A 14,592-nucleotide genomic window follows, 5' to 3' on the forward strand; every position below is an offset into this window, starting at 1 on the left:
TTTCAGGACTGAGCTCGTACTGCAAGACGACTGACGCGGTAGATCAGCAGCCCGTCCACCCACAGCGCGCCGTCCGCGGTGACGGTGACACCACCGTCGGTCCGTTCCACCGTGAGGATGTCCGCGGTCACGGTGATTGTCCGATTCTTCGGAGTCACCTGACCCCGGTAGATCCACTCGACCGACGTCTCGAGGGCGCTCGGTTCGAACGCCGCCCGATCCGGATCTGCAAGATCGGTATGGATGACGAAGAACTGAACCAACTGACAGATGGCCTGCACTCCGAGGGAGCCCGGTTGTACCGGGTCCTGGAAAAAATGCGCCGCGAAGAACCAGTTGTCCGGGGAGACATCCTTTTCCGCCCGGAGCCGGCCGATTCCTGCCGATCCTGCTGTCGGCCACAGACCGGTCACGCGATCGATCATCTGAAGCATCGGTCCGGGAAGGGCCAGCGAGCGTCCGAAGTATCGCTCGGGCCGAGTGGACAGGTCGATCCTCGAATTCGATTCGGCGCCGACGCTTTCCAGATCGGACGAGTCCGGCTCGATCCCGACCTGCGTATCGAGAGCTTGGCGCGGAAAGAAGCCGAACACGGTGTGCAGGGTGCACCACGGTCGACCATCGGCCAGAGCTTGCGCTTCGAACGACTCGATGATCACATCGGAATCCTGGACGATCCGAGTCAGTCGGACCGACGTGGTCAGAACACCGGTCGAGGGACGGACATGTTCATGGAACACCGCCGACCCCTGCAGATTTCGGAAGTACAGGTCGTTCGATGAGTCGAGCGCGCTCCCGAGATAGCCGGCAAACCAGCCGCAGGCTTGCAGTACCACTTCCATCGACACGGCCAAGGGCATCGTCGCCCGGTCGTTCTGTTCGAAGAACCACACGTCGTCGGGAACGTCGTACTCCACGACGATTCCCGTGCCCTCTCGAACCTTCCACGCGGGACCGTCCGACGACACGGCTCGTGTGACGAAGTGGAACGGCGGCGCCGGGAGCCGAGCTGCGCGTCGAACCCCGTCGAATAGTTCGTACGGGGGACCGAATCCGTCACTCGGCTTTCCCCACGCACAGGCGAGCATTGCCGCATGACCGAACGTGAAACCCTCAGTGCGCAAAACGCGATCGGACTCGTCGAGGCCGAGCAGGCCCCCGAGCGTGTGCGGTTCCACCGGCTGCCCGTCGAGCTGGACGGCGGGCGCGGTGAGGGCGCGCCAGTGATCCAACGGCCAATCGGGAACCAATCGAAGATGTGCCACGCCGATATGGCACGCCTTGATGCCGTCGACGGTGCACAGGACATCTGCGATGACGGTCGGTTCCGGACCGGGCACGACATCGTGGACGAACACCTCGTACACGACCGACGACGACGTGGGGACGACCTGACCTCTCAGGTCGAAGCCGAAGGCGACATCCGGAGCAGGTTCGAACCGCCAACCGTCGCGGTCGGTCGTGTACCCCGATGCAGCGAGGTAGAACGCCATCGCTTGCATGCACCCCTCTGCCATGAGTGTTCCTGGCATACACGGATCGTTCGGGAAGTGCGCGTCGAAGAACCACAGGTCGGGAGTGACGATCATGCGGGCGCGCAGGTACCCACGCTTCCAGGGGCCTCCCGTCGGATCGAAATCGGTGACTTCGTCGATGAACCTGCCGTCTCCGTCCGCAATTCGGGGTGTACGAACGTGGGTGTCGGTCATCTCCCAGCCCGGCCCGAAACAATCGGTGACCCTGCCTCGAGCGAAGGCGGCCACCTGCTCGACACCGAACGATCGCCGCTCGCACACCAGGGGAGGCGGCGGAGCATCGTGATCGAAGGCGGGACCCGGTCGAGCGGGCTCCCACGACAACCCGGTTGCGTTTCTCAGTTCGTCGTCGGTGAACATCCCCGCCTGGCCGTCTGTGATGGACAGAGTCCACACGTCGCCGACATAGCATTCCATTCGGAACGTGAACAGCGGAGGATCGCCGAACGGGACGTACTCGTCCAGCGTGATCTCGAACCGAATGTCGTCGCCGGGACGCGGCAGCGGTCCTCGGTACCTCACCTGACAGCCGAGCAGTCGGTACACGCGGTTGCCACGCGAGAGCGTATCGGCGCCGATCCATGCCAGCGAGATCAGACTCGCCTGGCCCGACTCGGCCAATGCTCCCGCGCACATCCGTCCGGCGGTGTCGAGATACCACGCGTCGCCGGCCACCGTGCTCCGAGTCCATATCGTCGACGCACCCATATCACCCTGCGCCGCATCGATTCCCAAGACCTCGTCGACCAGGAGCAGAGGGGGAGAGGGCATCCTGATCCGCCGCACCGCGGAGTCGAGGTGGGCGAGGCCCGGACCCAGCACGGGAATCACGGTGTCGGTCGCGAAGTGCTCCAACTGGGCGCGATCGAAGGACGGTCCCCTGGGCGCAGTGAGGCCCGTCGCCGGGCTCGGCGCGGTTACAGGAATCGGCGCGGCGGCGGGAATGGGCCGGATTTCGACAGTCGGCTCCGGAGTAATCGTCGGACGTTGTGGTGCGAGATCGACAGGCGCAGAGGAAATGTGGGATGCGGGACGACTCGCCAGGGGCACCGAGGCACCCCGTGTCAGACGCTGGGTAGCGCTGAGTCTGGTCGAAAGAAAGTGCCGGTGGGCCTGTGAGAGAACCGCCAGCATCTCGCGGTGGGTCTCTCCGACCACGCGATACGTATCCGCATCGAGCCCATGCGGGACCGAAGCCGGCTCCTGCGCTGCAGGATGGAGCTCGGGAGGGGACGGCGCATCGGGAGGGGCCGGCGCATCGGGAGGGGCCGGCGCATCGGGAAGGGCCGGCGCATCGGGAAGGGCCGGCGTTCGGACCTCCGGCGCGTGCGCGGGGAAGGACATGGGCCTCGAGTGCGCGATGGGTGCCGAATAGGCCTGTGTCAGATAAGCATTCAATGCGGCATAGTCGGCAGGAACACCGGCGGCGACAAGACGGGCTACCGACGTCACCAGAGCATCGACATCGCGCCCGTCCGATGAGTCGAGCGCGACGACGACGTGGTCCCGATCGCCGAGAATCCTGTCGATCCACGACGAACACAGCGTTCGTGGACCGTGCTCGACGAATATTCGCCCTCCGTCCTGCCACGCCTGCTCGACAGTCGCGGCGAAATCGATCGCACCCAGTTGCTGCGTGGTTGCCGCCCGAGCGGCGGCTTCGGTCGTCGGCCGATACCACGTCCCCGTGGAGCACGTGTAGGTTCTCAATCCAGTGTCCACCGTCGGCATCCAGTAGGTCGCCAACCACTCCTCGGTGTTGGATCCCAGCTCGGGAACGTGAGCGGGGATGTCGTACTCGATCGGAACCACGATCATGTTCTGCAGCGCTGCAACGACTCTCGCGCAGCCCTCGGCCCCTCCACCGATCACGCACGATGTCGGTGCGTTGACGACCGTCACGTGTACCGACGGTTCGGACGCCAGCGCGTTGCGGACGTCCTCGACCGGGCCCTCGACGAGGTAGCTGACCCAGCGCGTCTCCGTGATCCCGGCCCGGCTCCACGCGTCCTTCACGAGTTCGAGTTCGGTGCCCGCTACGTCGAGTGCCACGGCAGCGTCGGACACCATCGACGTGATCGGCGTCGGATCGGGCCAGGCCCCCATGGCGATCAGCGCTGTGAGTTCACCCGAGGAGTACCCGATCGTCGCCGACGGACGGATCCCGAGCAGATCACCGGAGATCCTGGCGTGAACCTGCCCGATCACCGACGCGCCCCATACCTGGTGCATCGCGTGGGCCGGCCGCGGTCGGTGCTCGTACGCCCAACCCACGAGAGCCGCCAGTGGGCCGGACCGATCCGCCACCGACTCGACCGCGTCCGGGAACGCCAGCAACAATTCCCGGCCCATTCCGGCGTAGGCCATCGAACCGCCGGGGAAGACGAACACGACGTCTCCCTCGGTTCTGCCCTCCCCGAACCACACTCCGACCGGCAACCGGCCACGGTCGACGAGCCACCGTCGAGCCTGTGCGACACGCGATTCGAACTGCGCCGCAGTGGCCGTCACGACCAACCGAACCGAGCCCGTCGACGACTCCGTGCCTGCGTCGAGAGCCGCCTGCAGCTCCCCAGTGGACTCGCCGCTGAACACGTGCAGTGTCGGCGGCTCGCTCTGCAGGAAGGGCGCGCAGTCTGCCGGTTCCAGTCGAACGCCGGCAGTGTCGCGTCCGAGTGCGCCCACCACGACGTCGACCGGGTGCTTACCCAACGACGGTGCAGCCGAGGTGAACTCGCGCGGCTCGGCGCGGTGCCGACACGCGAGAACCGCGATCGCCACGGCGAGGAGTCCGTATGCGGCGTGGGATCGCCCGAATGCCGTGGACGGATCCCACGATGCGCGCCGCACGGTCCCGTCGTCGTCACCTATGCGGAGAACGTCCTGGCTGTCATCGGTCGACCGCTCGCCGATGACGGCCAGAACCGAGTCTCCATCGCGGCGGGCATCGCTGAGTCGTTTGAGCACCAGCACGACGGCCGCATCCCCCGGCGGCGTCTCCACCCCCAGATCGCGCAGCGCCCGGGTGTGAACCGCCTCGTCGGACAGATCCACCGCGCCGACGACGGCCGCATCCATGTCGCCGCGGCGCAGCCACTGCTCGGCCATCTCGAGTGCGACTGTGCCGGATTGCTCCTCAGCACTGACGGTGAACCCGGGTCCGGTGATTCCCAACTGCGCGTTGATCCTGTTGGCCACCACGTTGGGCATCGATCCGGCCACACCGGCCGGTGTCTGGACCGGCCGCACCGAGCGGCGCACGATGTCGACGAAGTCCGAAGGCAGCGCGTTGCCGTCCGCGTCGGTCCACCCCGGGGCCCGCCACCGAGCGGCGTAGCGCGATACATCCGGGTCACACCCCATTCCGATGATCACCATGGTGCGATCGGAAGGCAAGACCGTCCCGCGGGCCGCATCGCGGGCGGTCTGCAGGAGGAGGACCTGTTGCGGCTCGGCGTCGGCCAGGTCTGTCGGCGGAAACGACACGCCGTCGAGATCGACCGACACGTGCGTGCGCCGACTCGCCCGCTCCCGGCCGCACATGCAGTCCGCGGTCAGGTCCACTACTCCGTCACCGGTGCCGACGTTGGCGCTCAGGGCGACCACGGCGATCTCTGTCACCGGCGTGGGTCGTGCCGGTGCGGGTACGGCCGGCGAGCCCACCGAGTCGCCGGTCCAGGCGTCCACGATCAGATGTGCATTGTTGCCGCCGAAACCGAATGCGCTGATGGCGGCTCGCCGCGAGCCTGTCCAGTCCTCGCGCTCCACAAGGGGTCTCAGTGGCGTGTCCTGAAGGACGGCGGACGGATCGTCGACGTGGAGCGTCGGCGGACGTGTCCCGGAGCCGAGTGCACCGAGAATCTTGAGCAGACCCGCTGCGCCGGCCGTGGTGAGCAAGTGCCCGATGTTGGACTTGAGCGAGCCGACCGGAAGGTCGCGACTGTCTGCGAACACCTGTGCCGTGCTTCGTATCTCGGCGGCGTCACCGATCGGAGTTCCCGTTGCGTGACACTCGAGCAGACCGACGGTCGCCGGATCGATACGTGCCGATCGGTATGCGGCCAGCATGGCGGCAGCCTGTCCGGCTTCGGACGGCGCGAGCACTCCACCGGCGCGTCCGTCGTTACGCAGGCCGATCCCTCGGATCACCCCGTGGATGTGAGCGTCCGATGCCAGCGCGTCGTCCAAGCGCATCAGAGCCACCACCGCAGCACCTTCGCCCGGTATCAAGCCGTCCGCATCCCGATGGAACGGCCTACTGCGTCCCGTTCGGCTCAGTGCCGACAGGGTGCAGAAACTGACATGGGTGAACAAGTCGTCTGCGCGGCTCGATCCACCCGCCAACATCACGTCCGCGGAGTGATCACGCAAACGGTTGCACGCCAATGCAATCGCATACAGAGACGATGCGCAGGCCGCGTCGAGCGCATATCCGCCAAGACCCAGATCGAGAGTGCGCGCTGCCAGCGCGGTCGGCAGCGCGGACAGAAAGCGGTTCAGCGGATTCGCACGTCGCCCGAACGACGACGGTCGTCGACCCGCAGCGCCGTCCTCACCTCCGAACCAAACGTGCTCGGCGTAGTCCACGGCGCCGGTCGACGGATAGGACAGATTGCCCATGATGATTCCGGTTCGGCCGCGTCGAGACTGCTGGCCGGACTCGGTCAGGGCAGCGTCGGCGCATCGAATGGTCCAGGCGAACAACGGATCCAGTGATTCGCTTGTCAAGGGTGTCTGCGTCCGCAGGTCCGTTGCCTCGGTTCGTCTCACGACGGACGCAAGTGCCGAGTCCAGGGACCCGCGAAGAGCGGATCCGACGGTGTCCGCGCCACGATCGGTGACGTATCCGCCGATGTCGCCCCAGGTCTTGTCCACGCTGTCGCCAGGGGTTCCCCGTACGGTGTTCCGCGGCACCCGCCACCGATCGTCGTCGACCGTCGACAGACAGTCTTTTCCCTCGGCGATGTTGTGCCAGAAAGCGTCCGGCGTCGACGCTCCGGGCAACACGCACCCGCGGCCGACTATCGCGATCGGCTCACTCACCGCGATGCCCAGCGGCCGACGTCACGCGCATCGCCTCGGCGTGGCGGTCCGTTCTGCGTACCAAGGACACACCCATCAACTGTGTGACGACAGAGCCCTCGCCGTCGAGAACGGCCACATCACACTGTGCGGTCAGGTCGTCGTGGCCGCGTGATTCGACCACGACACGTGCGCCGGGGCCGACGGGACCGCTCATGGATACGGTGGCCGCAGCGACCGCCATGGGGAGGAACGCAGCACCCTCCACGTGCTCTGCCCAGAGCAGGGCGAGCTGCAGGCCGGCATCGATCGCCAGGGGATCGGAATGCAGCGCTTCGCTCTGCCAATCCATCGCATCGACACCTGTCACCTGCGCGCAGCCGCCGTCGGAATCGAGTCGGTCGATCCGTGATAGAGCGCGAAAACGAGGACCGTGGAACAGAACCGGTGACCGGTAAGGATCTGCGAGGCCAGCGGATCCTGCGGATCCCGCGGACCACCGACGCACGTCACCTCCGGCCGCGACGGTCGCCTCGTAGTGTCTGCCGTGCCGAGCGCTGCGCACCTCGAGTGCGAGTCCGTCGACCGAGTGCTTCGACACGATGTGCAGATCGTGGCTCCCGGTGCCGAAGTGCTCGAGTTCGACGCCGCGGACGACATCGAGATCGGTGACGGTGAAGGTCTGCGAGGCCGGTCGCCACGCACGAGCGGCGCTCAGGATCCATTCCAGGACGACCGTCATCGGAACCACCGGCTTGTCGACGGGTACGTGGTCGGCAAGATACGCATGCGTCGATGCGTCTACGTGGACGGTCCCCATCACGTCGGACGTGGTCCGCCGGGACATGGAGCCGTCGCCACCCGAGGCGATGATGCCGATGCGAACCGGGCCGGGGCCCCGATCCAGTTCGTGCGCAAACGCATCCGATCCTGCGTCGAGTGGCACCAGTTGGGCTCCCTTGCTCAGGAAATGCTCGCGAAGGCCTGGATCGACCATGCCGCCATCCCACGGGCCCCAATCGATGGACCGCACGATGCAGTCGGGATTGCGCGTCGCAACGGTGCCAGCGACCTGGCCGAGCACTTCGTTGGCCATCGCGTAGTCGCTCTGCCCTACGTTTCCGAAACGTGCTGTGACGGAGGAGAACACGAAGAGAGACTGGATCCGGTCGAGATCCACCGCATCGAGCAGATTTCGCAGACCCCGGACTTTTGTGTCGAAGACCGCCGCGAACTGCTCGTTCGACTTGTCGATCAGGTACCTGTCCTGGACTACGCCGGCACCGTGAACGATTCCGGTGACAGCACCCGATTGCTCACTGACCATGCGAAGTGTCTCGCGGACAGCATCGGCATTCCGAATGTCGACGTCACGATATTCAGCATGAGCGCCGACCGCCTTCACGCCCGCGATCGTGGAGCGTATTTCTCGCACCGCGAGTACGTGGGACGCCTGTTCGGCGATTGCGGCCGGTCCCGCGGCGAGACCGTCGCGTCGAGCGATCGAACTCAACGCGCGACGCAGCTGGTGTTCGTCTGCGGCCGATTCCAACTCGGCCGGCTCGTCGGTCAACTCCGTTCTGCCGAGAAGAACCACGGTCACCGATCGGGCTCCACCTCGCACCATCCGCTCCGCCAAGGCGTGTACCGAGCGTGCGGTGACTCCCCGTCCGCCCCCCGTTGCAACGATCACCTGATCGGAATCAGCGATCGGACTGCGGGCCTCGCCGGTGTCCGAGGGATCGGAGGGATTCGAGGTGACATTGTCGAGAACACTGCGACTGCCGTCCGCGCTCAACCCGACGTCGCGTTGCGAACCTCCGCCGAGCAGTTCGGCCACCACCGCGGCTGCGATGTCGCCGGCGGGCCGCGTTCCCGTATCGATGTCGATCGCCTTGCAGACCGTGCGTTCGAGCTCCAGATCGACCGTCCTGGCCAATGCGGCAGCGCCGCCGGTCCACGCTCGGATTCCGGCTCGACCCGAGAGTCCGAAGTCGCCACCGGTGTCCTGAACGGTGGCGATCGACTCGAGTACGTCCGAGCCTTCGGCGACGACGGTACGTACGACATCGAAGACGGTCCGGTTGAGCTCGGTGGCCTCGTCGACCGTCGCAACGTTCTTCAGTGCGTCGAGTACGACGAGAGAAGTGACGGTCCCGTACGAACGATCGGCAACGCTCGCGTCAGCGAGTACGGCGTCGATCCCGTGCTCGACCAGCAGCGAGACGACTGCGGGGGCTGTCCCGCCACCGTCGTCCGTCACGGCAACGGTGCCACTTCGCAGGCCCGGCAGCTCGAGACCGGGGATCGGGGCCCCGACCATGACCGAATCCGACCTGATCAGTGCGCTGCCCGGGGTGGCGGTTGCGGTTTCTGTGATAGCCGGAGTCTCGGTGGCTTCCGAATCAGGTTCGGCGCCGGTGGAATTCATCATGGATTGGAATCGGTCGGCGATGCGGTCGACGGTGGTCAGTTCGGCGAGTTGTGAGACGTCGAAGTCGATGGAGGCGAGGTCGGGTAGTCGTTTGCGCAGGTCTGCGAGGATTTCGACTCGTTTGATCGAGTCGATGCCGAGGTCGGCTGCGAGTTCCATGTCGGAGTCGATGACTTCGGCGGGGAAGCCGGTCTTGGCGGCGATGACGTCGATGAGGGTCTCGGTGACGTTGTCGGGCGCAGGTGGAGCCACGGGTGCCAGTGCAGCCGCGGGAGCCATCGGAACCGCGGGAGCCATCGGAACCGCGGGCGTGGCGTCGATCCGTGCAGGCTCGACGGCGGGGGCAGAGTCCGCACGCGGTTCAGCGTGCGGCGCCGTAGAGGTCGGCGGAGATGCTGGCTGCTGCGGCCGAAAGTACTGCTCCTCCGGCATATCCGGAATGCGAGCGCCGGTGAAGGTCGCTTCGATCGTGGCCAGATAAGCGCGATGCGAATCCGCCATGACTTGCGCGAACATGGTGTGGGCCTCGGCCGTCTGACGCTGCGACTCGCGGAAGGCACTCAACCAGCCGTCCTGCGCCACGTCGGCGGCCCGTGCGGGGAGTGGCGTCGGTGTGGGGAGCGGTGTCGGTGTGGGGAGTGGTGTCGATGTGGGGAGTGGTGTCGATGTGCGCAGCGGCGTCGGTGCAGGGGGCGGTGTCTGTGCGACCTCGACGACAGGACTCGAAATATGTTGTCCAGCACCATTCTTCGGTCGAGGAAGAGGCTCGGGAGTGCGTGTCGCCCGAGCTACGTCCGGGCGCACGGGCGCTGAATCGTCCACATGGTTCGCCCCGTTCACGGGAACGCTCATGCGTGGAGCGGTCGCCGACACAGGTTCCGGCTCGGCGTCCCACCACGATCGATAGTCCATGGCAAGCCCAGCGACCGCGAGGGTACCTATTCCTTCCTGCAAGGCGGTGATGCCGTGCCGCCCCTTCCGGTCGAGCCCGACAGCAAGGTGCTCTCTGCCCTCGAGAATGCGGTCCACCATTCCGGTAACCGATTGACCGGCACCGACTTCGACGAATGTCCTGACTCCCGCTTCGTACATCGCTTCGATCTCGTCGACGAAATCGACCGGAGACACGAGCTGCCCGGCGATGCCGCTGCGGATCGCATCGACATCGGCGGTGTAGAGCGCGCCACCCTCGTTCCGATACACGTCCATCGTGGGGGCAGAGATCGGCAAGGTCTGGAGAAAATCGGACAGTGGCGCGACCGCGGACTGCATCTGCGGTGAGTGGAACGCCCCGGAGATACGCAGACGTCGAACGGTGATCCCATCGTCGACGAGTCTCGATTCGATCGATTCGATCGATGCAACGGAGCCTGCCAACGTCACCTGCCGGGGTCCGTTGTGGTTGGCGACGACGACATCGTCGAGCCCGCACTCCTCGATCACGTGCTCGGCACCGTGCCGCGACACCGCCGCCGACAACATTGCGCCGGGCGCGGTCGATGCATCGCGCATGACCTCACCGCGGACACGCGAGAGGCGCAGAAGAGCTTCGTCGTCCAACGCTCCGGCTGCGCGAAGTGCCACCAGTTCGCCGAAGCTGTGTCCCGCAACGCAATCGGGTGTCAGGCCGAGACCGTCCAATACGCGCATCAGGGCAAGACTGTGGGCCGCGAGGGCGGGCTGGGCCCACTCGGTGCGGGTGAGCAGGTCCTCCGACGCATCCCGTTCATCGTCGGAGAACGACGGAACCGGGTGCACCACGCGGTGCAGCGGCATGTCGGCAAGAGAAACGAGCTCGGCATCGTCCCACGCCGACCGTGCCCGCGGGTCCGTCATCGCGAGGCTCCCGCCCATCCCCACGTATTGCGCACCCTGTCCGGGAAAAACCCAGGCGCACTTGAGGTCACCGTCAACAGGCCGGCCGGAGTACACCATGGCGTCCGGAGTCGCGAAGGCGTCGTCGGTGGCCGAGTCGATCAGTGACCGAAGCCGCCCGAGCTGTCTGGACAGGTGTTCGGTGTTCGTCGCCACGACGGAGAGACGGTGGGGTGCAGCACTGTCGAACGACAGCTGTGACTCGTGAGCGGTGAAGGCAAGACTCGACGGCGAGTTCGTCAGCCGTTCGGCGGCGGCGACCAACTCCTCGGTCGAGGCCGCGGACAGGAGCACCAGTTCGGAGGGATTCACGCGGGTCAGCGGCGCCGGCTTGGCGACCGATCCGGAGTGAGGTGTGTACTCCTGCAATGTCACGTGGAAGTTCGAACCTCCGAACCCGAAGCTGGACACGGACGCTCGGCGGCTTTGTCCGGGCGCCTTGATCCACGGCCTCGCCTCGGTGTTGAGATAGATGGGCCCGTCGGTCAGGTCGAGGGCGGAATTGGGTCGATCCACCTTGATGGTGGGCGGCAGAACCTTGTTGTGCAGAGCAAGAATGGCTTTGAGCATTCCCACTGCTCCCGCCGCGGACTTGGTGTGTCCGAACTGAGATTTCGCCGACCCGAGTGCGCACCACTGGGAATCGGATCGGCCCGATGCTGCGAAGACCGAACTCAATGCGGTGAACTCGGCGGCGTCTCCGGCTCTGGTTCCGGTGCCGTGGCTTTCGACCAGGTCGACCGAATCGGGTCCGTAGCCCGCGGCTCGGTATGCCCTATCGAGAGCGCGCGACTGTCCCTGTGGCGCAGGGGCGTAGATGGCGCCGCCTCGCCCGTCCGAGGAGCTTCCGACACCGCGCACGACCGCGTAGATCCTGTCGCCCTGCTCTTCTGCGTCCGACAATCGTTTGAGCGCGAACATGACGATCGCCTCACCCAACATCGTTCCGTCTGCCGCGTCCGAGAACGGCCTGCAATCCTCGGTCGGAGACAGCGCCGGAGTCTTGCTGAAGCACATGTAGGTGAGGATGTCGTTGAGCGTGTCGGCGCCGCCGGCGATGACGGCATCCGCTGCACCGCTGGCAAGCTCGCCGACCGCGGTCGACACCGCTGCCAGGGAGCTGGCACATGCGGCATCGACCGACATGTTGGTCCCGTGCAGGTCGAAGCAATTGGCGATTCGACCGGCAACGACATTGGGGAGCATTCCCGGGAACGTGGATTCCTGCCACTGCGCGTACTGATCTGCGATGCGGTCGCAGATCCGCTGCGCCTGATCTTCCTCCACACCGGTGCTGCGCAGTGCGGACAACCATACCGGTCGTTGCATTCGATTGCTCATCGTCCGCTGGAGATTCAGGGCGCCCGTACCGATGATCACAGCGACCCGCTCGCGGTCGAGTTCCTCGGCGCAGTTCTTCTTGACGTCCTCGAGCAACCGCTCGGCCACCACAAGCGAGAGCAGCTGAGTGGAATCGGTGGCGGACAGTGTGTTCGGGGAGATCCCGTACCGGGTCGGATCGAAGTCCACGTAGGGCAGGAAGGCGCCGCGGCGTCCGTATGTTCGATCGACCGCGGACGGATCGGGATCGTAGTAGTCCGACACATTCCAATGGCTCGCCGGAACGTCGGTGATCAGATCGTCTCCTTCGATCACCGAGCGCCAGAACGACCGGGACGACGATTCCCCCGGCGTCAGCGAACCGATGCCCACAACTGCGATTTCGACCTGCCGCATGTCGTGATCGTCGACCGGAAGATGATTCTGAGGCATGTGTTTTCCCGTTCTCAGTGGATGGGCAGGGTAGTGGCGACGTCTCGAGCGGGCATGGCGTCGATGCGCCGGGACTCGTAGGCGAAGGCTGACGTAGGTAGACGCAGACCGCACGTTCGTAGTTGGTGCAGCCTGGTGACGACGGCTGCGCCGCCGAGGAGGTTACGAGCGATCTGGACGACTGTGCGGTTGTCGGGATCGGCGAGATACCCATCACGAGACCAGCGGTTGAAGGCCCCCATGGCCGGACCGCACCATATCTGATAGTCGTGTCGCCGATCGGAGTTTCCCGTGACGGGCCAGCGGCTGGACTGCCCGAGGTAGGACCGAAAGATCAGTGCCATACGGTGTTTTGGATCGACAGCCGCGCGCTCGAGTTCTGCGCTGTCACGATCTTGCCAGTAGGCGACGGTGTCGGCCCACGCGGCGTCGACGGTGCCCCGCAGTACGTCGCGCTCGAGCCTGGCCTTCTGGCGGGCCGGGATCGTGTCGAGACTGTCGAAACGGCGGTACAACTCGGCCAACATGTTCGCACGGTTCGCGAACATCGTTCCGCGGTGCAGAACCTGTTGTGTAGCACCGAGTTCGAACATGTCGGCAGAAGGGGCCGTCGTCGTGTCGGTGATGTCGGCCTGCGCGAGGAGTTCTTTGGCCTCGGACACCAATCCGGATTCGACCGCGGCCTGGTTCACGGAGCCGGTGAGGACGTAGTCCGCGCCGAGCGCGAAGGCGGATGCGACGGAATGGGGAGTGCCGAGTCCGCCTGCAGCCCCGACGAGTGGTGACCGCTCGAACCGGAAGCGGCGAACGCAATCGTCACGCACGGCGGCAACCGCCGGCAGAACCACGCCGAGAGGGCGATTGTCGGTGTGGCCGCCGCTGTCCGCCTCGACTGTCACGTCGTCGGCGACGGAAACGAGTGCTGCGAGTGCCGCTTCTCGGTCCGTGATGAGATCGTGGTCGCGAAGGTATGTGATCAGGTCGCCTGGCGCGGGGGAGAGAAAGAGCTCGGCGACTTCCGGTCTCGACACTTTGGCTATGAGGGTTCGAGGGCGGACGACATTGCCTTCGTGGTCTGTCGTCAGGCCGGAGATCGAGCATCGGACGACAGAGGGGGCGAGCGACATGAATGCCGAGGCGGACACGATGGGTACGTGGCGCGACAACACGATCTCGGTGATCGCTTGCTCTCGATCGGGCTGGTGAGGTGCGTTGATCAGGTTGACGCCCCAGTTTCGGCGGCCGGGCAGCGCGCGATGCAACTCGTCCACGGCCCGCTCGACACGCTCGCGGTCCAGTCCGCCCGAGCCGAATATCCCCACGAATCCTGCTCGGGCCAGTGCGATCACCATCGATGTCGTGGCAATTCCCTTGGCCATCTCGCCACCGATGTAGGCATGGAGCGCATCGTGCTTTCGCGCGAAGTGCGAATCACCGAGGTTCTGCGGAAGCAGTGGCGGGAGTGAGCCGATCAGGTCCACGTCGTGCAGCGTCCGAAGACACTGCTCCGTCTCTCCTTCTGCGCACATCAGTCCGACGGAGCCCTCGTGCCGGTTTCGCACCACGTGCACCCCCAGGTCGGCACGTCGAGCGAGATCGACCAGCGGTGTACCGGCGTACACAGGGGCAGAAGTAGCGCAATCGGTGGCCAAGGCACCCTCCATCGGGACGACGTTCGCGGCGACAACCACTGCGACGTCGACGATGGCGATTGCTCCCGCAGCGGTGGGCCCGAGACGGGGCCCGAGCACGACGAGACGAAGAACCCCGACTGCCCTGTCCATCAGTTCTATCAGTGTCGCGAGTCACAAACACTGGTCCGAGACACCAGTCGTCGTCGACGGGGAGGACCGATGGCGTTCTGCCGGAGCGACATACACGGCGTCCGGTGTCCGCCGCCGCACATTTGGTGCGCCGGCCCATTGTGCGGAGCGGTGTTCGAGGTCATGGTTT

General features: G+C 65.7%; 3 protein-coding genes. All 3 read right to left on the reverse strand.

The annotated features are described in order from the left end of the window. Positions 1 to 2 precede the first annotated feature (2 nt). Genes AC59JP_RS12715 through AC59JP_RS12725 form a run of 3 tightly spaced genes read right to left on the reverse strand, consistent with a single transcriptional unit; the run spans position 3 to position 14,423 of the window. The gene (locus AC59JP_RS12715; RefSeq protein WP_497326127.1) at positions 3 to 6,578 is read right to left on the reverse strand and encodes a beta-ketoacyl synthase N-terminal-like domain-containing protein; all 6,576 of its coding nucleotides are present in this window, start codon (positions 6,576 to 6,578) and stop codon (positions 3 to 5) included. After that, complete coding sequence (locus AC59JP_RS12720) at positions 6,571 to 12,639, reverse strand: beta-ketoacyl synthase N-terminal-like domain-containing protein (RefSeq protein ID WP_497326128.1); 6,069 nt, start codon at positions 12,637 to 12,639, stop codon at positions 6,571 to 6,573. The genes AC59JP_RS12715 and AC59JP_RS12720 overlap by 8 nt, the downstream gene beginning before the upstream one ends. A 14-nt stretch (positions 12,640 to 12,653) precedes the next feature. Continuing rightward, positions 12,654 to 14,423: a PfaD family polyunsaturated fatty acid/polyketide biosynthesis protein gene (locus AC59JP_RS12725; RefSeq protein ID WP_497326129.1), complete on the reverse strand. Its 1,770-nt coding sequence runs from the start codon at positions 14,421 to 14,423 to the stop codon at positions 12,654 to 12,656. Positions 14,424 to 14,592: the final 169 nt, after the last annotated feature.

Source organism: Rhodococcus sp. 320_ES, assembly GCF_059691855.1.

Bases quoted from the DNA above. Each gene is read 5' to 3' on its own strand.
- AC59JP_RS12720 (WP_497326128.1), bottom strand. From the start codon at position 12,639: ATGCCTCAGAATCATCTTCCGGTCGACGATCACGACATGCGGCAGGTC.
- AC59JP_RS12725 (WP_497326129.1), bottom strand. From the start codon at position 14,423: ATGGACAGGGCAGTCGGGGTTCTTCGTCTCGTCGTGCTCGGGCCCCGT.